The organism is Streptomyces sp. NPDC042201 (assembly GCF_055582185.1).
Window position 1 is genome coordinate 41,197 of record NZ_JBVJDS010000012.1, and the last position, 22,378, is coordinate 63,574.

Here is a 22,378-nt window from a genome sequence, read left to right on the forward strand (position 1 = left end):
CACCATCGAGGAGAACACCGATCATGGCTGCAACTCGCCGCCCCATAGCTCTCGCCGCCGCCATCGCGACGGCGGCCGCCCTCGGCGCCACCGCCTTCACCCTCCCGGCGCTCGCGGCCGGCCTCCCCGCCGCCGCGCCCGCCGCACCCGGCGCGGCCCCGAAGCTGGAGCTGAAGGACGGCACGCTGGACTGGGGGCTCAAGGAGTCCTTCCGTAAGTACGTGACCGGCATCGCCGCCGGCACCATCTCGGCCACCGACGGCGCCACCCAGGCCACCGGCAACGGCCCCTTCACCTTCTCCAACGGCACTGGTACGTACGACCCCGCCACGCACAACGTGGCCACGGACTTCGACGGAAGCGTGCGCTTCTCCTCCGCCGCGCACGGCTTCGACATCAAGATCGCCGACGTGAAGCTGGTCACCGAGGGCACGGCCGGCGCCATCGAGGCGGACGTCGCCCTCAACGGCACCACCCAGGACGACATCGAGCTCGCCGCGATCGACCTGGCGGGCATCCGTCCGGAGACCGCGGGCGGCGCGATGGTCTTCAAGGACATCCCGGCCACGCTGACCGCCGACGGTGCGAAGGCCTTCAACGGCATGTACGCGGAGGGCACGGCGCTCGACAAGGCGACGCTCGCCGTCGCGTACTCCACGGGCGGCACGCCGACCCCGACGCCGTCGGAGTCCGAGTCGACCCCGGCGCCCTCGCCGTCGGTGACCGAGCCCACGCGGCCGCCGACCACCGAGCCCACGACGACGGCCCCCACCGCCCCGGTCTCCGACGCGCCCCCGGCGGCCGTGGACGGCGCGATCGTCGACGGCAATCTCGACTGGGGCGTCAAGGAGTCCTTCCGGTCCTATGTCACGGGTCCGGTCGCCAAGGGCAAGGTCGAACTCGGCGACGGCGCCACGGCGTCCGGCGCGGCCTACCGCTTCCCCGAGGGCACCGGCTCCTTCGACGCCGACGCCCAGAAGCTCTCCGCGTCCTTCGCGGGTACGGTCCGCTTCCTCGGCCACCAGGAGGCCGGCGAGTACGTCCTCGACCTCACCGTCGGCGGCCTCCGGGCCGAGGTGAAGGACGGCAAGGGCACGCTCGTCGCGGACGTCAGCACGAAGGACCGTGAGACGCACCAGGTCTCCACGTTCAAGGACCTGACCTTCGCCACGCTCGACCTCCCGGCCGGTGACCTGGCGGCCAAGGACGGGGTCGTCACCCTGAGCGGCGTCCCCGCGACCCTCACCGCCGACGGCACGAAGGCCTTCGGCGGCATGTACCCGGCGGGCACGGACCTCGACACGCTGACCCTCGCGGTCTCGCTGGACGACGACGCGGACCTCCCGGGCGGTACGGGCGGCACGTCCGGAGGCACCTCCGGCGGTACGGGCGGCACCTCCGGCGGTACGGCCGGCAGCGGCACGGTCGGCAGCGGCACGGTCGGCGGTACGGCCGGCGGCACCGGATCCCTCGCCTCCACGGGCTCCGAGGTCCCGACGGGCACGCTCCTGAGCGCCGCCGGCGCGATTGCCGCGGCGGGCGTGGCGGCGGTCCTCGCCACCAAGCGCCGCCGCACGGCCCTGGACGAGTCCTGATCCCACTGACGGCGGGGCCGCACCGACGCACATCGTCGGTGCGGCCCCGCCGCGTCGGTGATGTTTGAATGCCCGGGTGACTGACATCGACGTACTCAGCGTCTTCTGCGGTGCCGACGGCCGACACGGCAATACGCTCGGCGTCGTCCGCGAAGGGCGCGACCACCCGGACCGGGCGTCCCGGCAGGCCATCGCCGCTGAACTCGGCTACAGCGAGACCGTGTTCGTGGACGACCCCGAGCGTGGTGTGGTCGACATCTATACGCCGGGGCTGCGGCTGCCGTTCGCCGGGCATCCGCTCGTCGGCGCCGGCTGGCTGCTCGATCTGGAGTCGGTGAACCCGCCCGCCGGTGAGGTGTGGGTCCGTCAGGACGGCGAGTTCACCTGGATCACCGCCCGTCCCGAATGGGCCCCGCCGCGCATCATCCAGCAGTACGCCTCCGTCGCCGAGGTCGACGCGCTGCCCGCGCCGCCGCCCGGTGAGGGCTGGCTCTACGCCTGGGCCTGGCTGGACGAGTCGGCGGGCCGCGTCAGGGCCCGCGCCTTCCCGCGCCGTGACGACGGCATCGTCGAGGACGAGGCGACCGGCGCGGCGGCCCTGCTGCTCACGGCGGCGCTGGGCCGCGCGCTGAACATCACCCAGGGCCGGGGGTCGCAGCTGCTCACGGCCCCCGGCCCGGACGGCTCGATCGAAATCGGCGGACGCGTGCGCCTGCTCACGGCCCACTGACGCCGCCCGGCGGCGGGCGGCGACCGACCGGGCAGGGGCCAGGTCCGGACAGTGGCTACGCGCTCAGCGGGAACCGGGCGCCCAGCTCACGGAAGACCGCCCCGTTGAAGTCGAACGCGCGCTTGCACTCGTCGATGATCCGCTGCTTCTCCAGATCGTCCGCCGCCACCTGGTCCAGCAGCTCGCGATAGCCCCGCTTGAAGGCCGCCGGGTTGGGGATCTCCTCGAAGACGTAGAACCGGACGCCATCACCCTTGCGGGCGAATCCCCAGGTCTTCTCCGCCTTGTCACGGATGATCTGGCCGCCGGAGAGATCCCCGAGATAGCGGGTGTAGTGGTGCGCCACATACCTGCCGGGCCAGACGCGCGCGCACTCCTCGACCCGCGCGGCGTACGCGGCGGTCGCGGGCAGCGGCTCGAGGCCCGTGCGCCAGTCCGCACCGCGCAGATGCGCGAGATCGCGCTCCAGCTCGGGCGTACGCAGCAGCTCGCGCTGGATGAAGGGTCCTGCGACCGGATCCGCCTTCAGCGACTCGGCCGCGCTCTCCAGCGCGCGGTACACGAACCACAGCTGTTCGGTGTAGCGGGTGTACGCGTCCACCCCGAGCCGGCCGCCCAGCAGATCGCTCATGAAGGTCGAGGTCTCCGCCTCCGTGTGCTGCTCGTGCGAGGCGACACGGATCAGCGTGGAGAACGGGGTGGCGGTGGCGGTTGCGTCCAAGGCGGGCCTCCGGGGACCGAGGGGGACGGGAGCCGGCGGATACCGGCGCTGGCGGCACAGGCGGCAGCCATCACCGATACTCTTACTTAGGCTTACCTAAGTCAACTGGTTCCCGACGTCCTGTCGGTAAAAACGCTACCCCGCCCCGGCCCCGGGGCAACCTCAGGGAAGGGTGAGGATCTCGGCGCCCGTCTCCGTCACCACCAGCGTGTGCTCGAACTGCGCGGTGCGCTTGCGGTCCTTGGTCACCACGGTCCAGCCGTCGTCCCACATGTCGTGCTCGTACGTGCCGAGCGTGAGCATCGGCTCGATGGTGAAGGTCATGCCCCGCTGGATGAGGGTGGTGGCGTGCGGGCTGTCGTAGTGCGGGACGATCAGCCCGGAGTGGAAGGACGAATTGATCCCGTGGCCGGTGAAGTCCCTGACGACGCCGTAGCCGAACCGCTTGGCGTACGACTCGATGACCCGCCCGATGACATTGATCTGGCGGCCGGGCCGCACGGCCTTGATGGCGCGGTTCAGCGACTCGCGGGTCCGCTCCACCAGGAGCTTCGACTCCTCGTCGACATTCCCGCAGAAGTAGGTCGCGTTGTTGTCGCCGTGCACCCCGTTGATGTACGCGGTCACGTCCAGGTTCACGATGTCGCCGTCGCGGAGCACCGTGGAGTCCGGGATCCCGTGGCAGATCACCTCATTGACGGACGCGCAGAGCGACTTGGGGAAACCGCGGTAGCCGAGGGTCGACGGATAGGCGCCGTGGTCACACATGAACTCGTGCGCGACCCGGTCCAGTTCGTCCGTGGTCACGCCGGGCGCGATGTGCTTCGCGGCCTCCTCCATCGCCTGCGCGGCGATACGCCCCGCGATCCGCATCAGCTCGATCGTTTCGGCGGTCTGCACTTCCGGCCCGGTGTACGGGGTAGGCGCAGGTTTGCCGACATATTCGGGGCGCCGGATTTTTCCGGGAACGGAGCGGACGGGAGAGAGCTCCCCTGGTACGAGCAGCGACTGGCCAGACATGCCAGCGAGTCTAACCAGCGGCCGTGGGGCAGCATGGCGTCAGAGGAAGGAGCCGATGATGGCCCTGTTCAAGAAGCGTACGACCGGCAAACCGGGCGAGTGGTTCTACTGCCTGCAACACAAGAAGGTCGAGGAGGGTCCTGAGTGCCCGGCCAAGGACCGCTTCGGCCCCTATACGACCCGCCAGGAGGCGGAGCACGCGATGGAGACGGCGAGGGAACGCAACCAGGAGTGGGAGACGGACCCCCGCTGGCACGACGCGTCCCGGGGCAAGGACGGGGACGGGTCCGCCTGACGGCGGTGTGACCGGGTCGGGGCCGGAAGCGGGCGCCCGGTCCTGACCCGGCGGGGAGCGACGGGCCGGGCGGCGCGGCCGGGTCAGGCAGGCGCCGTCGTCGTCGCTTCCTTCTGAGCGCGGCGGCGCACCGCGTCCTCGTCCGTCGCCGCGTCGTACGTCACCAGCCTCGGCAGCACCGCCGCCATCAGGCCCACCGAGGCGAGGCAGGCCAGGCCGCCGCCCCAGATCGCCGGGCGGGTGCCCGTCCAGCCCGCCATCGCGCCCGCGCGGACCTGGCCCAGCTGTGGCCCGACGCTGTACGAGAGCACCTCGATGCCCGCCAGCCGGCCGCGCAGCTCCTCCGGGATGGTCTGGTTCCAGATGGTCGAGCGGCCCAGGCCGCTGAGCATGTCGCCCGCGCCCGCGAACGCCAGACAGACCAGCACCACCCAGATGTTGGAGAACCACCCCGCGGCCGTGATCGCCAGCCCCCAGGCCGCCGCGCCGAACACCACGAAGAGCCCGTGCCGCCGCACCCGCGAGGTCCACCCGCTGGTCAGGCTGAGCACCACCGAGCCGACCGACCCCGCCGCGTACATCAGCCCCAGCGACCACTGCGCGTCCAGGTCGTCCGCGAGGAAGGGGAAGATCGTGTTCGGGAAGGCGAAGAACATCGCGGCCATGTCTATCGCGTACGTGCCCAGCAGCACCGGTCTGCTCCAGGCGTAGCGCGCGCCCTCCGCGATACCCCGCAGGGACGGCTTCTCCGCGTCGTGCGCGGCCGGCGCCGGCGCCAGCCGCAGGCACAGCAGTACGGAGGCGGCGAAGCCCAGGATCGTGACCCCGTAGGCCGTGGCATGGCCCGCGTACGCGACGACCAGACCGGCCAGCGACGGTCCCGCGATGGCGCCGAGCTGCCAGCGCACCGCGTTGAGCGCGGCGGCCGCGGTCAGCTGGTCGTGCGGCACGATCCGCGCCATCAGCGAGTCCAGCGCCGGGCGCTGGAGTCCCGCCAGCGCGGACACCCCGGCCGCCACCAGGTACAGCGGCCACAGCAGGGGCTCCGGCAGCAGCGCGTTCACCAGCAGGATGCCGGCCAGCACCCCGAGCCCCGCCTCGGTGAGCAGGATGACCCTGCGGCGGTCGACGGCGTCGGCGAGCGCCCCGCCGTACAGCCCGAAGACGATCAGTGGCACGAGCTCCACCGCACCCATCGCGCCGACGGCGAGCGGGGATCCGGTGAGCTCCTTGATCTGGAGCGGCAGCGCGATCATCGCCATGAAGCTGCCGAAGTTCGTCACCAGCCCCTGCACCCAGAGCAGCCGGAAATCCCGGGAGGAACGGAGAGGGGAGAGATCCGGCAGGATCGCGCCGAGCTTGTTGGTCACGAGGGGCCATGTTCCGCGCTGCGAGCAGGCCAGGGCAACCGGATTGGCACCCCGTTCGGGGCGGCTCGGTTCGCCTCCGGGCGCTTTATGCCACTGTCGACGGTCGACCGTGCTCAATTCGCTCGTACCTCGCGAACCTCCGCGCGCTCTCCCTTTCGACAGCGGCGCGCCCTTCGGCTCACGCACCCCTCTTTTTTTGGGCTCGGTTCGCCTCCGGGCGCTTTATGCCACTGTCGACGGTCGACCGTGCTCGATTCGCTCGTACCTCGCGAACCTCCGCGCGCTCTCCCTTTCGACAGCGGCGCGCCCTTCGGCTCACTCGCCGCCGCTCGGCTACCAGCGGGCCGGGGGCGGTGCGGTCAGCTGGTCGGCCAGGTGGGACAGCCGGTCCCTGAAGCGGCGCCGGCCTCGCGGCGCGGGCAGGCTGTTCTCCCCGGCGGCCGCGCTCACCAGATGCTGCACGGTGTCCAGGTCCACGCCGTGCGCCGCGTCCGACGCGGCCACCGTCAGCGCCTCGTGCGCCAGGCCGCGCACCTCCGCGTCCCCGCCGTCGAGCGACAGCACCGTCGCCCCGGCCCGCCGCGCGTCGTGCACCCGCTCCAGCAGCCCGCCGTCCGGCCGCTGCGGCGCGACCACGAGCAGCGTCGCGCCCCGGCCCGCCGCCTGGAGCCGGCCGAGACCGACGGCCAGATGCGCCGGATCCCCGGCCCGCACCCGGTGCCGTACCAGCGTGGGGTTCAGCTCCGGCTGCCCGGACCACGCCGCCTCGTCCACGAGATGCGCGGCCAGATGCCAGGGCTCGTACTCCTCGGTCCCGACCAGCAGCAGCCCGCCGCCCTGCGGTACGACGGAGGACCGCAGCGCCCCGGCGAACCGGCGGGTCGCCGAGGGCCAGTGCGTTCCGGCGAGAACTTCACGCAGCAGTGCGACGCGTACGGCATCCATGGGCCCGCATCCTGTCGCAGCCGGGCGCGCGGGCGGGGGCGGTCGACGCCAACTCACCCGAACGTGACCGGTTACCTGCACGTACAGTCGGAGCCATGACTTCGACTGACAGTGGCAGCACGCCCAAGCCCCCCGCCAAGGACCCCTGGGACCTCCCGGACGTCTCCGGCCTGGTGGTCGGCGTGCTCGGCGGCACCGGCGACCAGGGCCGTGGACTTGCCTACCGGCTGGCCAGGGCCGGGCAGAAAGTGATCATCGGATCCCGGGTGGCCGAGCGGGCCGAGGCGGCCGCCGCCGAGCTCGGCAACGGCGTCGAGGGCGCCGCCAACGCCGACTGCGCGCTCCGCAGCGACGTGGTCATCGTCGCGGTGCCGTGGGACGGGCACGCCAAGACCCTGGAGTCCCTCAAGGAGGAGCTGGCGGGGAAGCTGGTCGTCGACTGCGTCAACCCGCTCGGCTTCGACAAGAAGGGCGCGTACGCCCTCACCCCCGAGGAGGGCAGCGCCGCCGAGCAGGCCGCCGCCCTGCTGCCCGAGTCCCGGGTGACCGCCGCCTTCCACCACCTGTCCGCGGTGCTGCTCCAGGACCCCTCGGTCGAGCAGATCGACACCGATGTGATGGTGCTGGGAGAGGTACGCGCGGACACCGACCTCGTGCAGGCGCTCGCGGGCCGCATCCCGGGCATGCGCGGGGTCTTCGCGGGCCGGCTGCGCAATGCCCACCAGGTCGAGTCGCTGGTGGCGAATCTGATCTCGGTCAACCGCCGCTACAAGGCGCACGCCGGGCTGCGCGTGACGGACGTGTGAGCGGACGGACCGGTGACCGGGCCGTCGGGTAACCGGCCGTCGGGTGACCGGGCCGTCGCGTAACCGGCGGCGCCGCCGGAGGCACCGCGGGCATGGGGGACACTGGACGGCGTACGACCGCAGCCCAGGAAGCCCCCGACAGGAGCCGACCCCCATGCCCCGCCTCGCTCTGTACGCCCTCGCCGTCTGCGTCCTCGCCGTCGCCGCGGCCGTCGTCTCCTTCGTCCAGGGCAGCTGGCTCGGCGTCGTCTGGGTCCTGCTCGCCGGGCTCTCGTCCAACATGGCCTGGTACTACCACCGCCGGGCGAGGCTGGAGCGGGCGGCCCGTACGACCACGGCTACGGGCTGACAGGACCGCAGGCGAATTCGTTCCTGTCGGTCCACCAGCTGAACAGGTTCCGGCCGCAGTAGGTGTCCAGGTTCGTCACCCCGAGCCCGCGCAGAATCGCGTCGATCGCGTCGAAGAAGACCGCGTTCACCCCGGGGATGAGGATGATCACGAAGACGGCGAGCAGTCCGAACTGCGCGTACGGCTCCACCTGCCGGCGGATCTTGTACGACAGCCACGGCTCGACCACCCCGTAGCCGTCCAGGCCCGGCACCGGCAGGAAGTTCAGGATCGCCGCGGTGACCTGGAGCAGGGCGAGAAAGCCGAGCGCGTAGCGGAAGCCTGTCGGCACCCCGTCCAGGGCGCCCAGCCAGAACGGCGCCGTGCACACGACCGCGAACAGCACGTTCGTGAGCGGCCCCGCCGCCGAGATCAGGCTGTGCTTCCAGCGGCCCTGGATGCGGTTCCGCTCGATGAAGACCGCGCCGCCGGGCAGACCGATCCCGCCCATGATCACAAAGATCACGGGCAGCACGATGCTCAGCAGCGCATGGGTGTATTTGAGCGGGTTGAGGGTCAGATAGCCCTTAGCGCCGATGGAGATGTCGCCGCCGTGCAGCGCGGTGCGCGCGTGCGCGTACTCGTGCAGACACAGCGAGACGACCCAGGCGGCCGTGACGAACAGGAAGACCGCGACGCCGATGTCCGACGCGAAGTCCGTCCACACGGCCCAGCCGGAGACCGCCATGACGGCGACGATCCCGAGGAAGACCGGAGAGATCCGCCGATCGCTGTTGCGGGTGGTGGCGGTGGTCATGGGCGGGTCTCCCGGGGATCGGTTGCGGTGCGGATCGACCGTACCGGCGGCGCTGGAGGAACGTCCCACCCGCCCTCCGTGGTTCCTGCCCCGTCCGGCCGCGGGCACCCACGGCAGGGCGGCGTGGATACGAGTCCGGGTCCGGGGACAATGGGCGGATGCGCTATCGCGTCCTCGGCACCACTCGGGCACTGCACGACGACGGCACCCCCGTCGCCCTCGGTGGAGCGCGGCTGCGTGCGCTGCTGACGGTTCTCGCGCTGCGGGCCGGGCGTACGGTGCCGGTCGCCGCGCTCGTCGCCGACGTCTGGGACGGCGATCCGCCGGCGGACGCGGTGGGGGCGCTCCAGGCGCTCGTCGGACGGCTGCGGCGGGCGCTCGGGCACGCGGCCGTGGCGTCGTCGGACGGCGGGTACCGGCTCTGCGCCGACCCGGAGGACGTCGATCTCCACCGCTTCGGCCGGCTCGCGGGCGAGGGGGCGCGGGCCCTGGAGGCGGGCGACCCGGCGAAGGCGGCGAGCCTTCTCGACGACGCGCTCGGACTCTGGCGGGGACCGGCCCTGGCCGACCTCCCCGACCGTACGGCGGAAGCGGCCCGCTGGGAGACCCGCCGCCTGGAGGCTCGCAGGACCCGGCTGACGGCCGCGCTCGCCCTGGGCCGGGCGGAGGCGGTCCTGCCCGAACTGGCCGCGCTCTGCGGAGCGTTCCCGCTCGACGAGCCGCTCCAGGCGCTGCGTATCCGCGCCCTGCGCGACGTGTCCCGCCCCGCCGAGGCGCTGGCGGCGTACGAGACCGTCCGCCGCGCGCTGGCGACCCGCCTGGGCACCGACCCGGGCCCGGAACTGCGCGCGCTGCACGAGGAGTTGCTCCAGCCGGGCGGCCCGGCGGGCGAGCCGGACGCGGCAGGTGCCCCTGGTGGGTCCGGCGGCCCCGCCCGCGCGCCGCGCCCCACACCCGGCAACCTCCGCGCCCGGCTGACCAGTTTCGTGGGGCGCGAGGCGGACATCGAGGCCCTTCGCGGCGACCTCGGGCGGGCCCGGCTCGTGACACTCCTCGGGCCCGGCGGGGCCGGGAAGACGCGGCTTTCGCAGGAGGCCGCCGAGCGGGCGGCGGAGGAATGGCCGGACGGGGTCTGGCTGGCCGAACTCGCGCCCGTGGACGATCCGGAGACCGTGGCCGAGGCCGTACTGACCGCGCTCGGCGCGCGGGAGACCGTGCTGCGGGGGGCCGGGGCCGAGGAGCTGCGGGCCGCCGACCGGCAGGGCAGTGAGCCGCTCGTACGGCTGGCCGAGCACTGCGCGCGCCGGCGCATGCTGCTGGTCCTCGACAATTGCGAGCATGTCATCGAGGCGGCCGCGACCCTCGCAGAAGAGCTGCTGGCGCGCTGCCCGGAGCTGACGGTGCTGGCGACCAGCCGTGAGCCGCTCGGGGTGCCCGGCGAAACCGTACGGCAGGTGGAGCCCCTGCCGCCCGACCCGGCGCACCGGCTCTTCGCGGAGCGTGCCCGTGCCGTACGGCCCGGCTTCGACGCGGCCGACGATCCGGACGCGGTCGCCGAGATCTGCCGTCGGCTCGACGGGCTGCCGCTCGCCATCGAACTGGCCGCGGCCCGGCTGCGGATGCTCAATCCGCGCCAGATCGCCGACCGTCTCGACGACCGCTTCCGGTTGCTGACCAGCGGAAGCAGGACCGTACTGCCGCGCCAGCAGACGCTGCGCGCCGTTGTCGACTGGTCCTGGGACCTGCTCGCCGCGCCGGAACGCGCCGTACTGCGGCGGCTGTCCGTCTTCGCGGGCGGCTGCGATCTGACGGCGGCGGAGTCGGTCTGCGCGGACGTCGGCCCGGAGAGCGAGGGCCGCAAGCACGAGGGCCGCAAGCACGAGGGCCGCAAGCACGACGGCCGGAAGCACGACGGCCGCAAGCACGACGACTCCGTCGAGTCCCGCGACGTCGCCGGGCTGCTCGGCTGGCTCATCGACAAGTCCCTTGTCGTCGCGGCCCCTTCACCGGACGGCGGCATGCGCTACCGGCTGCTGGAGACCGTTGCCGAATACACCACGGAGCGGCTCGACGAGGCGGGAGACCGCGCCCCCACCGAGCGCCGGCATCTCGTCCACTACCGGGAGCTGGCCAGGACGACCGACATCGAGCTGCGCGGTCGGGGCCAGCGTGCCGGGATCGCCCGCTTCCAGCTGGAGTTCGAGAATCTCCGCACCGCGCTGCGCCGGGCCGTCGCGTTCCGCGACGAGCACGAGACGCTCTGCCTCGTCCTGTCCCTCAGCTGGTTCTGGCAGATGCTCGACCTGCGCGCCGACGCGCGTCAGTGGGCGGGCGCCGCCGCGGCCCTCGGCCCCGATCCGTTCGCCCCGCCGCTGGAACCGGCCCCGCCGCTCGTCGAGCGGTGCACGGACGCTCCGCCGCCCATGGCGCCCGACGTGCTGCTCGAGGCCCGACGCGAGGTGCGGCTGATCGAGCTGGTCAGCATGGACCACGGCGAGGACGTCTGGGCGAGGCCGGAAAGACGTGAGTGGCTGAAGGCGGTGGCCACCGTCTACCGGCCGGGCCTGCCGCAGACCTGCCGGTTCCCCGGCACGCTGTGGTTCTTCGCGATCATGTTCACCGGGGACGCGGAACAGCTGAGAGTGGTCCTCGACGAGACGGTGGCGGCCTGCGAGCGGTTCGGTTACGAGTGGGAGCTGGGCGGCGCCCTCTATTTGCGGGCCAACATCCTGGCGAATCGCACCGAGTGGGCGGGCGACGCGACCCGGGACGCCGACCGCAGCCTGGAGATCTTCGAGCGGCTCGGCGACGCCTGGGGCACCGCGGAGGCGCTCTCGGCCCGCGGTGAGGCCAGGGAGAAGCGCGGTGACTACGCCCTCGCCGCCGAGGACTACGCGGCGGCCGTCGGCCACGCCGAGGGGCTCGGCGCCCTCGGTCAGGTGGTGCTGCTGCGGGCCCGGCTCGCGGCGACCATGTTCGAGACGGGCAGCGGCGAGGAGGGGGAGCGCATCCTCCGCGACGTGCTGGACGAGGGCCGGGACGTACCGCACGAGGCGCTCCCGGCCATCCGGCTCATTCTCGCGCTGTGGCTGGGCCGCACCGGACGTCGGGACGAGGCCCGGGTCCAGCTCCGGCTGCTGCTGGAGGTGTTCCACACCGAGACACTCGCCCTCTTCGAGGGCTTTGTGACGGGGACCTTCGCCTGGCTGGACTGCGCGGACGGGCGGTACGCCGAGGCGCTGGAGGCGGCGCGCGCGGCCCTGGAGTCAGCGCGGTCACCGTTGTCGCAGATGGTCGCCCCGGAGATGGCCGCGGTCCATCTGGTGACGGCTGCCTGGGCGTTGGCCGGTCTTGGCGGCCAGGCCGGCGACGACCGGGGCCGGGAGCGGATACGGGACGCGGCCCGGCTCATCGGCGCGTACAAGGCGCTGCTGCCCCCCGGGCACTTCCGGACGGGCATGGAGCGGGAGGTTCTGACGAACGCGCGAGAGACCGTGGTGGCCCTGCTCGGCGATGCCGCGTTCGAGGCGGCGAGCGCCGAGGGCGGCGGGCTCACGCTGGAGCAGGCCGCCGCCCTCGTCTGATGCCGTCCCGCCGGCGTCAGGACTTCTTGCGGAACTTGGCGACCGCGAGCGGAGCCGTCACCAGCGTGATGCCCGCCGCCCACCCCAGCGTCATCCACGCCGAGTGCGCGACCGGACCGCCATTGATCAGATTCCGCGCCGCGTCCGCCAGGTTGGAGAGCGGGTTGTAGTCGGTGAAGGACTGCAGCCAGCCGGGCATCGTGGACGGCGGAGCGAAGATCGACGAACCGAACTGCAGGGGCATCAGCACCAGCATGGCCACCCCCTGGACGGCCTGCGCCGTCTTCATGGTGAGTCCCAGCAGGATGAAGATCCACATCAGCGAGGCGCCGAACGCCAGGGACAGACCGACGGCCCCGAGCAGCTCCAGCACCGAGGTCTTGATCTCCATGCCGAGCAGGAACCCCATGCCGAGCAGGATGGTGGTGGCGATCAGCATCCGGCCGATCTCGACGACGATCTTCGCGATCAGCACGGAGGACCGGGCGATCGGCATCGTACGGAACCGGTCCATGACCCCCTTGCGGAAGTCGTCGTTCATGCCCGTGCCGACCGCCATGGCGATGTTCAGGCCCATCATGGCCATCAGGCCGGGGATCACATAGTTCACATACGCGTCGCGGTCGCCGCCGAGGCTGGCGCCGACGGAGCCGCCGAAGACGTACACGAACAGCAGCGTGAAGATGATCGGCATCAGCAGGACGTCGAACATCGACTCCGGATCCTGCTTGATCTGCAGGGTGTTACGGCGCACCAGGGCGCCGATGTGACGCAGATTGGCGCGCAGTCCGATCCGGCCCTCGTCGCCGCCGCCGGTGACGGCGCGGGACGGCGTGGGCTGCTGCTCGGTTGTGGACGTGGGCAGCGTGGTCGTGCTCATGCTGCGACCTCCTCGGGTGCGGTGTCGGACGCGGATGCCGTCTTCTGGCCGGTGATGGCCAGGAACACTTCGTCCAGGCTGGGCAGATGGGTGCCGATATGGGCGATGCCGAAGCCGCGCTCGCCCAGCAGGCCGACGACCGCGGTCAGTTGCTCGTCGCTGAGGATCGGTACGTAGAGGAGTTCCTCGTCGGGCACGACATGGGTGCCGGACACCCCGTCGAGTCCGGTCTCGGCAATCGCCCGCGCCATCGCCGGGAGGTGCGCGGGATCCGTCGGCCGGATCTGCAGCGTCCGCCCGCCGACCTTCGCCTTCAGCTCGTTCACACCGCCCTGGGCGATGACCCGGCCCTGATCGATGACCGTCAGCTCGCTCGCCAGCTGCTCCGCCTCTTCCATGTACTGGGTGGTGAGCAGCACGGTGGCCCCCTCGGCGACCATCCGCTGCACCTCGTCCCAGACCTCGTTACGGGTCCGGGGGTCGAGCCCGGTCGTCGGCTCGTCCAGATAGAGCACGGACGGCCGGCCGATCATCGACGCGGCCAGGTCGAGCCGGCGCCGCATACCGCCGGAGTACTGCATCGCCGGCTTCTTCGCGGCGTCCGTGAGGGAGAAGCGCTCCAGGAGTTCGTCGGAGCGGCGGCGGGCGTCCTTGCGGGACAGATCGAGAAGCCGCCCGATCATGTAGAGGTTCTCCCAGCCGGAGAGCTTCTCGTCGACCGAGGCGTACTGGCCGGTGAGGCCGATGACGCGGCGCAGCTGGCGGGGCTGGCGCAGCACGTCGTACCCGGCGACCATCGCGGTCCCGGCGTCCGGCTGGACGAGGGTGGAGAGAATACGGACGAGCGTTGTCTTACCGGCGCCGTTGGGTCCGAGCACACCGAGGACGGTGCCTTCGCGCACGTCGAGGTCCACTCCGTCGAGGGCTCGGGTGCCCTGGGGTCCGCCGTACTGCTTGACCAGCCCCCGCACCTCGACGGCGTTGCCCGTGCGGACGCCGTTGGGGTTCTTGTCGATTCGCGTCATGTGCCTATCAGATCAGCTGCCACCGACAATCCACCGACAAGCGGCCGACAGCCCACTGACATCCCACCGACAAACCGCCGTCGGCGCGCGACAGCCCGCCGACGGGGGAAGATCGGCGGGCTGTCACTCGTGCGGGCAGTGGCTCGGGGGAGGCGCCGCGGAACCATGCTCCGGCGGCGCACACCGGCTAGTGGAAGGTGTGGTCCTCCTGCGGGAACGTTCCGCCGACGACCTCGTCGGCGAACGCCTTCGCCGCGTCGCCGAGCGTCTGGCGGAGGTTCGCGTACTGCTTCGTGAAGCGCGGCACCTTGCCGCCCGTCAGACCGACCATGTCCGTGTACACGAGCACCTGGGCGTCCGTCTCGGGACCGGCGCCGATACCGATGGTCGGGATGTGCAGAACGCGCGTGACTTCGGCGGCCAGCTCGGCCGGTACGAGTTCGAGCACGACCGCGAAGGCGCCCGCGTCCTGCACCGCCTTGGCGTCGCGCAGCATCTGCTGGGCGGCCTCCTCGCCACGGCCCTGCACCCGGTACCCCATGGCGTTGACGGACTGCGGGGTGAGCCCGATGTGGGCCATCACCGGGATGCCGGCCTGCACCAGCAGCTCTATCTGGCTGTGCGAGCGCTCGCCGCCCTCCAGCTTGACCGCGCCGACCCCCGCGTCCTTCACCAGCCGGGTGGCGCTGCGCAGCGCCTGGACCGGGCCTTCCTGGTACGAGCCGAAGGGCAGGTCGCCGACGATCAGGGCGCGCTTCGTGCCCCGGACGACCGCGGCGGAGAGCATCGTCATCTCGTCCAGCGTGACGGGCACGGTGGTCTCGTAGCCCAGATGGCAGTTGCCCATGGAGTCGCCGACCAGCATGACGGGGATCCCGGCGTCGTCGAAGACGGAAGCGGTCATCGCGTCATAGGCGGTCAGCATGGGCCACTTCTCGCCGCGCTCCTTGGCGGCGGAGATGTCATGCACGGTGATGCGGCGGGAGCTCTTGCCGCCGTACAGCGCCTTGGCGCTGTCGGTGGGGCGTCCCGCGGGCGGCGTCTGCGCAGCCTGGAGAGTCATGGCCCATGGCCCTTTCGTCATCTCGAGGCGCCCTGACGGCGTCCCCGGACCGTAACCATGGTGGCATCCCGAGGCCTTCCACGGGAAGTGGGCCCTTCCCCAGTGCCCGGCTGGTCGATCTTCGTGGGCCCGCAATGGCCTCGTACGGTAAAGACTTTATAATACGAGACGGTCTCGTATCGAAACGGCCTTAGTCTGTCGGTCATGTCCATACCGTCCGGCGCCCCTGCCGCCGCACCTCGCATACCCGAAGCCGTCCACCGCCGCCGCTGGGCGATCCTGGGCGTCCTCATGTTCAGCCTGCTCATCGTCGTGCTGGACAACTCGATCCTGAACGTCGCGGTCAAGACGATCGCCGCCCCCGCACCCACCGGTCTCGGCGCCACCCAGAGCGAGCTGGAGTGGGCGATCAACTCCTACACGCTCGTCTTCGCCGGACTGCTCTTCACCTCGGGTCTCCTCGGCGACCGTATCGGCCGCAAGAAGGTACTGCTCTTCGGCATCCTCGTCTTCGGTCTCGGCTCCGGCCTCGCCGCCCTGTCCGGGTCGCCCGCCGAACTGATCGGCTACCGCGCCCTGATGGGCTTCGGCGCCGCCTTTGTGATGCCCGCCACTCTCGCCGTCCTGATGAATGTCTTCGAGCGCGACGAGCAGCCCAAGGCCATCGGCATCTGGGCGGGCAGCGTGGGCCTCGGCATCGCCATCGGCCCGATCACCGGCGGTCTGCTGCTCGAACACTTCTGGTGGGGTTCCATCTTCCTGGTCAACGTCCCGGTGGCCGTCGTCGCGCTGATCGCGATGGTGCTGCTGGTGCCGGACTCCAAGGACCCCCGGCCCGGCCGGGTCGACCCGCTGGGCGTCGCGCTGTCCATCGTCGGGCTGGTCCTCCTGGTGTACGGCATCATCCGCGGCGGCGAACTGGCCGACTTCACCGAACCGACGGTGCTGCTGCCCCTGCTGGCAGGGCTGGCCGTGCTGGCCGCCTTCGTCTGGCACGAGAAGCGCAGCAGCCACCCGGCCATCGATGTCTCCTACTTCAAGGAGCCCGCCTTCGCCGCCGCCGTCGCGGCCATCGCGCTGGTCTTCTTCGCCCTGATGGGCGTGACCTTCTTCTCGGCCTTCTATCTGCAGAGCGTGCGCGGCTACAGCGCGCTGGAGGCCGGACTGCTGATGGTGCCGCTGGCCGCCGCCCAGATGGTCTTCGCGCCGCGCGCCCGGCTGGTCGTGGACCGGTTCGGCGCCCGCGCGGTCTGCACGGTGGGCATGCTGCTGGTGGCGGGCGGCCTCGCGGCCTTCGCCCTCTTCGGCGCCGGTACCCCCGTCTGGGTGCTCTGCCTGGTCTTCTTCGTCCAGGGCACCGGCATGGCCCACATCATGCCGCCGGTGACCGTCGCGGTCATGCAGGCACTGCCCCGGGAGAAGGCCGGTTCCGGCTCGGCCATCAACAACACCTTCCGCCAGGTCGGCGGGGCGCTGGGGGTCGCCGTCCTCGGCTCGGTGCTCTCCGCGACCTACCGGGGCGGGATCGAGGGACATCTCGGCGCCGTCCCGCCCGCGGCGCGGGACGCGGCGGGGGAGTCGATCGAGGCGACCCTCGGCATCGCGGCGAAACTGGGCCCGGCGGGCAGGCCGCTGATCGGCTCGGCGTACGACGCGTTCCTCCACGCCATGCATGTCACGGCTCTCGGCTCGGCGGCCGTCGCGCTGATCGGCGCCGTGGTGGTCGCGCTCTTCCTGCCGGGACGGCCACCGGCGCCGAAGCCCGCCGGGAGCGAAGAGGCACCCGAGCCGGCCGCCGCCCGGAGCTGACGCCCGTACCGGCCGCCCGTCCCGCGGCAGGGCGGGGGCGGGCGGCCGGGACCGAACACCCCCGCGGTGTACGAGAATCGGCGCAGCGACGAGTGCGGTGAACGGCGCGGTGAAGAGCGCGCGGTGAACGGCAGGCGGTGAACGGCGGGCGAGAGGTGGATCACGTGCAGGGGCAGGATCACGCGAAGGAACACCGGCGCGGCAGACCACGCAGTGAGGCGGTCGAGCGGGCGATCCTGGAGGCCGTCGTGGCCCTGCTGGAGGACGGTGTGCCGCTGGGCGCCCTCTCCATCGAGCGCATCGCCCGCACGGCGGGCGTCGGCAAGGCCACCATCTACCGGCGCTGGCAGGGCAAGGACGAACTCCTCGTCGACGTCCTGCGGGAGATCGAGCCGCCCGATCCCGCGCTGCCCGGCACCTCCGCCCTCGACGATCTCGCCGTCATCCTGGAGTCGCTGCGCACGCGCGGGCTCGCGCAGCGCTCCTCCGCCCTTCTGCACAACGTCTTCGCGGAGATGAAGAGCCGGCCGGCCCTGTGGGGCGAGTACCGCAGGACGGTCATAGAGCCCCGCCGCCAGACCACGCTGGACGTGATCCGCCGGGGGGTCGCCTCCGGTGAGCTCCGTGACGACCTGGACGTGGAGCTGATGAACGACCTGCTGGTCGGCCCCATGCTCGTCCGTACCATGCACCGGCCGGACGCGCCACTGGACGACGACCTCGCCGAGCAGATCATCAGTGCGGCGCTCCAGGGCCTGAGCCCCCGGAAGTGAGGCGGCGGGCGGCGAAACGCCCGGCGGCCCGGCCGATCGCACCGGACCGGGCCCGCCGCGACCGTGCGTGTTCTGTCACAGCTGCCGGTCATTCGTCCTTGATCGGAACCCGTCGTGCCGTCCCTTTCGTCTCCGTGGCAGTACGGCCGTCCAGGGACGGCGGAGAAAGCGCCCGCTCCATCGCCTAGGGTCGGGGGCGGGCGTGCACAGCAAGGCAGTGAGGGCAGCACATGACGCAGGAGTACACAGCGCAGTCGGTGACGGCCGACGGGGACGAGCACCGCACCGCATCCCGCGTCAGAACCCAGCTCGACCGCTGGCGTCGCGACCCCGGTATCTGGCGGCGCGGCATCGTCCTCGCGTTCCTCGCCGTGTCGGCCGCGCTGTTGATGATCTTCCACGCCCAGATCCCGAACAAGATCGGCAACCTGGGCAGTCTCACCGAGACCTTCCTGCCCTGGCTCGGTCTGTTCGTCCCGCTGATCCTGGTCCTCGCGCTGGTACGGCGCTCGGCCACCGCGCTGATCGCGCTGCTGCTGCCGGCCGTGGTCTGGCTCAATCTCTTCGGTGGGCTCCTCACCGACAAGTCGGGCGGCGGCGGGGACCTGACGGTTGCCACGCACAACGTCAACGCGGACAACCCCGACCCGGAGGGCACCGCGCGCAAGGTCGCGGAATCGGGTGCGGACGTCGTCGCGCTGGAGGAGCTCAAGGCCGACGCCGTACCGGTGTACGAGAAGGCGCTGGCCGGCACGTACGCGTACCACTCCGTGCAGGGCACGGTCGGGCTGTGGAGCAAGTACCCGATGACCGGCAGCCGGCCCGTCGACATCAGGCTGGGCTGGGTCCGTGCCATGCGCTCCACGGTCTCCACGCCCGAGGGGCGGGTCGCCGTCTATGTGGCGCACCTGCCGTCGGTACGGGTCAAGCTGAACGCCGGGTTCACCGCCAACCAGCGGGACAAGAGCGCGGACGCGCTGGGCGAGGCCATCGCCGACGAGCCGCTCGGCCAGGTGATCCTGCTCGGTGACCTCAACGGTACGATGAACGACCGTTCGCTCAACGCCGTCACGTCCCAGATGCGTTCGACGCAGGGCGCGGCGGGCCACGGGTACGGTTTCAGCTGGCCGGCGGCGTTCCCGCTGGCGCGGATCGACCAGATTCTGGTGAAGGGCGTCGAACCGACCTCGTCGTGGACCCTTCCCCGGACGGACAGCGATCATCTGCCGATCGCCGCCCGGGTGGAACTGCGCTGAGCGGAGCGATCCGCGCAATCCGGTGTTCATCTGCCGGAACAAACGGCCTGAGAGGCTTTGTTCCGTAGAGGTACTTACTACGGAAAGGTCTTTCTTCATGCCCCTGGCCCTGCTCGCTCTCGCCGTGAGCGCCTTCGGCATCGGTACGACCGAGTTTGTGATGATGGGTCTGCTGCCCAATGTCGCGGACGATCTGGGAACGTCCGTGCCCACCGCCGGCTATCTCGTGTCGGCGTACGCGATCGGCGTCGTCATAGGCGCCCCGCTGCTCACCGCCGTCGGCTCCCGTATCCCGCGCAAGCGGATGCTTCTGCTGCTGATGGGCCTCTTCATCGTCGGCAACCTCGCCTCCGCGCTCGCCCCCGGCTTCGGCTGGCTGCTGGCGGGCCGCGTCCTCGCCGGGCTGCCGCACGGCGCGTTCTTCGGCGTCGGCGCGGTCGTCGCCGCCCGGCTGGTGCACGAGGGCCGGCAGGCGCGGGCCGTGGCGACCATGTTCCTCGGCCTGACCATCGCGAACATCGTCGGCGTCCCCGCGGCCACCCTGCTCGGCCAGCACCTCGGCTGGCGCGCCACCTTCCTGGTGGTCACGGTGATCGGCCTGGTCGCGATGGCGGCGCTCGCCCGGCTCGTACCGTACGTACCCGTCGACGCGCACCAGAGCGTGGGCCGGGAGCTGCGCGCCCTCGGCAACCGTCAGGTGCTGCTCGGGCTGGCGACCGCGGTCTTCGGCTTCGGCGGGGTCTTCGCCGTGTACTCCTACCTGGCCTCGATGACCACCGAGGTGATGGGCTTCGGCGAGTCCTCCGTGACGCTGGTCCTCGCCCTCTTCGGCATCGGTATGACGCTGGGCGCGCTGGCGGCGGGACCGCTGACGGACCGGGCGCTGCGGCCCACGCTGTACGGCTCGCTCGCCACCCTCGCCGTGGTGCTGGTCGCCTTCCGCTTCACGGCGCAGGTGCAGTGGGCGGCGTTGGTGACGGTGGTGGTGCTCGGCGCGGTCGGCTTCATGACGACCACGCCGCTCCAGATGCTCGTCATGAACAAGGCCAGGCAGGCCCCCACGCTCGCCTCCGCCTCCAACCACTCGGCCTTCAACCTCGCCAACGCGGGCGGCGCCTGGCTCGGCGGCGCGGCCATCGCGGCGGGCTGGGGCTGGATGTCACCGACCCTGGTCGGCGCGGTGCTCGCGGTCGTCGGCCTGGCCATCGCGGTGACGGCGGGCCTGCTGGACCGGGGCGGCCGGGAGACGGCGGCGGGGACCTCCCGCGTCGTCGCGGAAGGCCCCCGGCCGCAGGAGAACGCGCACCAGGCCGTTACTTCCTCGTCGACTCACGCCAGCGGTTCGTGATCGGCAGCCGCCGGTCCTTGCCGAAGCCCTTCGCCGAGATCTTGGTGCCCGGCGGGTACTGGCGCCGCTTGTACTCCGCCGTGTCCACCATCCGCAGCGTCTTCGTGACCAGCTCGTCGTCGAAGCCCGCCGCGACGATCGCGTCCTTGCCCTGGTCGCGGTCGACGTACAGCTCCAGGATCCCGTCCAGTACGTCGTAGTCCGGCAGCGAGTCCGTGTCGACCTGGCCGGGGCGCAGTTCGGCGCTCGGCGGCTTGGAGAGGGAGTTCTCCGGGATCGGCGGGGTCTGGCCGCGCTCCTCGGCGGCGCGGTTGCGCCAGCGGGCGAGCCGGAAGACGGCCGACTTGTAGACGTCCTTGATCGGGCCGTACGCGCCGACGGAGTCGCCGTACAGCGTCGAATAGCCCACCGCGAGCTCGGACTTGTTGCCCGGCGCGAGCACGATCTGGCCCTCCTGGTTGGAGAGAGCCATCAGCATCGTGCCGCGCAGCCGCGACTGGAGGTTCTCCTCCGCGAGACCCGTGAGGCCCAGCGACCCCATGTACGCGTCGAACATCGGCTCGATCGCGATCGTACGGAAGTTGAGCCCGGTACGGCGGGCCAGCTCGGCCGCGTCGTCCCTGGAGTGGTCCGAGGAGTACTTGGACGGCATGGAGACGCCGTACACGTTCTGCGCGCCGAGCGCGTCACAGGCGATGGCGGCGACGAGCGCGGAGTCGATACCGCCGGAGAGCCCGATCAGGACGGACCCGAAGCCGTTCTTGGCGGCGTACGCGCGCAGGCCCACGACCAGCGCCGAGTAGACCTCCTCGTCGTCTGCCAGGCGCTCGGCGTAGCCGCCGGCCAGCTCGGGTTCGTACGCGGGCAGCGGCTCCTCGGAGAGGACGACATGGTCGATCCGCAGCCCGTCGTCCACGACCCCCGACGGCGGTTCGGCCGCGGCGGCCGGCAGATCGAGGTCGAGGACCACGCATCCCTCGGCGAACTGCGGCGCACGGGCGACGACTTCGCCGTCCTTGTCGACGACGATCGAGTCACCGTCGAAGACCAGCTCGTCCTGGCCGCCGATCATCGCGAGATAGGCGGTGGTGCAGCCGGCCTCCTGGGCGCGCTTGCGCACCAGGTCGAGCCGGGTGTCGTCCTTCTCCCGCTCGTACGGTGAGGCGTTGATGGAGATCAGCAGCCCCGCCCCGGCGGACCGCGTGGCCGGCACCCGGCCGCCGTCCTGCCAGAGGTCCTCGCAGATCGCGAGCGCGACGTCGACGCCGTGGATCCGGACGACGGGCATGGTGTCGCCGGGGACGAAGTACCGGAACTCGTCGAAGACGCCGTAGTTGGGCAGATGGTGCTTGGCGAAGTTCAGCGCGACAGCGCCGCGGTGCAGCACGGCGGCGGCGTTCCGCGGGGCGCCGGCGGGCTGGCCGAACCGCGCCTGGGCCTTCTCGGAGCGGTCGAGATAGCCGACGATGACGGGCAGCTCCCCGAAGCCCTCCTCGTCGAGCCGGACCGCGAGCGCGCGCACGGCGGCCCGGGACGCCTCGACGAAGGACGACCGGAGGGCGAGGTCCTCGACGGGGTAGCCGGTCAGCACCATCTCGGGAAACGCGACGACATGCGCTCCCTGCTCGGCGGCGTGCCGGGTCCAGTGCACGATCGCCTCGGCGTTCGCGGCGAGATCGCCGACGGTCGAGTCGATCTGATTCAGGGCGAGGCGTAGTTGAGGCACGGCGCCCAGTGTAATCGTCTGACTGACACGATGTCCTGGGGCGGGAGTGTGGGCCGTCCCACTCGGCCCCCGCCGGCGCTGACCCGAGGGCGCGCGGCCAGGACTGCCGCGCGCCCTCATGGTGGCGGGTCTGCGGAGCGTGTACGGGTCCGCGGAGCGTACGGGTTTGCGGAGCGCGTACGAGTCCGCGGAGCGTGTACGGGTCAGCGGGCGCGTACGGGCCTGCGGGGCGTGTACGGGTCAGCGGACGCGTACGGGTCTGCGGAGCGCGTACGGGTCTGCGGAGC

General features: G+C 71.7%; 19 protein-coding genes. 10 read left to right on the forward strand and 9 right to left on the reverse strand.

Features of this window, described 5'->3' with window-relative positions; all coding sequences use genetic code 11:
• The first annotated feature begins 23 nt into the window (after positions 1–23).
• Together ACZ6MZ_RS26650 and ACZ6MZ_RS26655 are read left to right on the forward strand one after the other, a co-directional pair.
• On the forward strand, positions 24–1,595 hold the full coding sequence (locus ACZ6MZ_RS26650; protein WP_469354827.1) for an HtaA domain-containing protein: 1,572 nt from the start codon (positions 24–26) through the stop codon (positions 1,593–1,595).
• 76 nt (positions 1,596–1,671) lie between these two features.
• On the forward strand, positions 1,672–2,325 hold the full coding sequence (locus ACZ6MZ_RS26655) for a PhzF family phenazine biosynthesis protein (RefSeq protein WP_384188559.1): 654 nt from the start codon (positions 1,672–1,674) through the stop codon (positions 2,323–2,325).
• Positions 2,326–2,380: 55 nt separating this feature from the next.
• Here ACZ6MZ_RS26655 and ACZ6MZ_RS26660 read toward each other — a convergent pair whose 3' ends face one another.
• Together ACZ6MZ_RS26660 and map are read right to left on the reverse strand one after the other, a co-directional pair.
• Positions 2,381–3,046: a biliverdin-producing heme oxygenase gene (locus ACZ6MZ_RS26660; RefSeq protein WP_469354830.1), complete on the reverse strand. Its 666-nt coding sequence runs from the start codon at positions 3,044–3,046 to the stop codon at positions 2,381–2,383.
• Positions 3,047–3,208: 162 nt separating this feature from the next.
• Entirely contained in the window at positions 3,209–4,066 is an 858-nt protein-coding gene (map, locus tag ACZ6MZ_RS26665; RefSeq protein WP_384188563.1) for a type I methionyl aminopeptidase, read from the reverse strand.
• A 58-nt stretch (positions 4,067–4,124) separates the two neighbouring features.
• On the opposite strand from map, the gene ACZ6MZ_RS26670 reads away from it, so the two are divergent.
• Positions 4,125–4,361 (forward strand): hypothetical protein, encoded by a 237-nt coding sequence (locus tag ACZ6MZ_RS26670; RefSeq protein ID WP_384188565.1) that lies wholly within the window; start codon positions 4,125–4,127, stop codon positions 4,359–4,361.
• 83 nt (positions 4,362–4,444) lie between these two features.
• On the opposite strand, the gene ACZ6MZ_RS26675 is transcribed toward ACZ6MZ_RS26670, so the two are convergent.
• Positions 4,445–5,731 carry an MFS transporter gene (locus ACZ6MZ_RS26675; protein WP_469354833.1) on the reverse strand — a complete coding sequence of 429 codons (1,287 nt, stop codon included), beginning with the start codon at positions 5,729–5,731 and terminating at the stop codon, positions 4,445–4,447.
• A 333-nt stretch (positions 5,732–6,064) separates the two neighbouring features.
• Positions 6,065–6,676 (reverse strand): hypothetical protein, encoded by a 612-nt coding sequence (locus tag ACZ6MZ_RS26680; protein WP_384188569.1) that lies wholly within the window; start codon positions 6,674–6,676, stop codon positions 6,065–6,067.
• Positions 6,677–6,771: 95 nt separating this feature from the next.
• Between ACZ6MZ_RS26680 and npdG the strand changes: the two genes are divergently transcribed.
• Positions 6,772–7,482: an NADPH-dependent F420 reductase gene (gene npdG, locus ACZ6MZ_RS26685; RefSeq protein WP_384188571.1), complete on the forward strand. Its 711-nt coding sequence runs from the start codon at positions 6,772–6,774 to the stop codon at positions 7,480–7,482.
• Between the two features lie 154 nt (positions 7,483–7,636).
• Entirely contained in the window at positions 7,637–7,831 is a 195-nt protein-coding gene (locus ACZ6MZ_RS26690) for a hypothetical protein (protein ID WP_469354835.1), read from the forward strand.
• Here ACZ6MZ_RS26690 and ACZ6MZ_RS26695 read toward each other — a convergent pair.
• Positions 7,821–8,627, reverse strand: a complete 807-nt coding sequence (locus ACZ6MZ_RS26695) for a site-2 protease family protein (protein WP_384188575.1) — start codon at positions 8,625–8,627, stop codon at positions 7,821–7,823. The genes ACZ6MZ_RS26690 and ACZ6MZ_RS26695 overlap by 11 nt on opposite strands.
• Positions 8,628–8,785: 158 nt before the next feature.
• Between ACZ6MZ_RS26695 and ACZ6MZ_RS26700 the strand changes: the two genes are divergently transcribed.
• On the forward strand, positions 8,786–12,211 hold the full coding sequence (locus ACZ6MZ_RS26700) for a BTAD domain-containing putative transcriptional regulator (protein ID WP_469354837.1): 3,426 nt from the start codon (positions 8,786–8,788) through the stop codon (positions 12,209–12,211).
• 16 nt (positions 12,212–12,227) lie between these two features.
• Here ACZ6MZ_RS26700 and ACZ6MZ_RS26705 read toward each other — a convergent pair whose 3' ends face one another.
• The 3 genes from ACZ6MZ_RS26705 to panB all read right to left on the reverse strand — a co-directional run bounded on the left by ACZ6MZ_RS26705 (position 12,228) and on the right by panB (position 15,179).
• Entirely contained in the window at positions 12,228–13,091 is an 864-nt protein-coding gene (locus ACZ6MZ_RS26705; protein WP_384188578.1) for an ABC transporter permease, read from the reverse strand.
• Positions 13,088–14,116 carry an ATP-binding cassette domain-containing protein gene (locus tag ACZ6MZ_RS26710; protein WP_384188580.1) on the reverse strand — a complete coding sequence of 343 codons (1,029 nt, stop codon included), beginning with the start codon at positions 14,114–14,116 and terminating at the stop codon, positions 13,088–13,090. Before ACZ6MZ_RS26710 ends, ACZ6MZ_RS26705 begins: the two co-directional genes overlap by 4 nt.
• Positions 14,117–14,303: 187 nt before the next feature.
• Positions 14,304–15,179: a 3-methyl-2-oxobutanoate hydroxymethyltransferase gene (gene panB, locus ACZ6MZ_RS26715; RefSeq protein ID WP_389788305.1), complete on the reverse strand. Its 876-nt coding sequence runs from the start codon at positions 15,177–15,179 to the stop codon at positions 14,304–14,306.
• A gap of 204 nt (positions 15,180–15,383) precedes the next feature.
• Here panB and ACZ6MZ_RS26720 point away from each other — a divergent pair, with 204 nt between their 5' ends.
• The 4 genes from ACZ6MZ_RS26720 to ACZ6MZ_RS26735 all read left to right on the forward strand — a co-directional run bounded on the left by ACZ6MZ_RS26720 (position 15,384) and on the right by ACZ6MZ_RS26735 (position 20,365).
• Positions 15,384–16,988, forward strand: a complete 1,605-nt coding sequence (locus tag ACZ6MZ_RS26720; RefSeq protein WP_389788303.1) for an MFS transporter — start codon at positions 15,384–15,386, stop codon at positions 16,986–16,988.
• Positions 16,989–17,125: 137 nt separating this feature from the next.
• Complete coding sequence (locus ACZ6MZ_RS26725) at positions 17,126–17,761, forward strand: TetR/AcrR family transcriptional regulator (RefSeq protein WP_389788301.1); 636 nt, start codon at positions 17,126–17,128, stop codon at positions 17,759–17,761.
• Between the two features lie 230 nt (positions 17,762–17,991).
• Entirely contained in the window at positions 17,992–19,017 is a 1,026-nt protein-coding gene (locus tag ACZ6MZ_RS26730; protein WP_469354840.1) for an endonuclease/exonuclease/phosphatase family protein, read from the forward strand.
• Positions 19,018–19,114: 97 nt separating this feature from the next.
• Positions 19,115–20,365, forward strand: a complete 1,251-nt coding sequence (locus ACZ6MZ_RS26735; protein WP_469354842.1) for an MFS transporter — start codon at positions 19,115–19,117, stop codon at positions 20,363–20,365.
• On the opposite strand, the gene ACZ6MZ_RS26740 is transcribed toward ACZ6MZ_RS26735, so the two are convergent.
• Positions 20,331–22,091 (reverse strand): NAD+ synthase, encoded by a 1,761-nt coding sequence (locus ACZ6MZ_RS26740; protein ID WP_389788296.1) that lies wholly within the window; start codon positions 22,089–22,091, stop codon positions 20,331–20,333. The two genes, ACZ6MZ_RS26735 and ACZ6MZ_RS26740, sit on opposite strands and share 35 nt — an antisense overlap.
• Between the last annotated feature and the right edge of the window lie 287 nt (positions 22,092–22,378).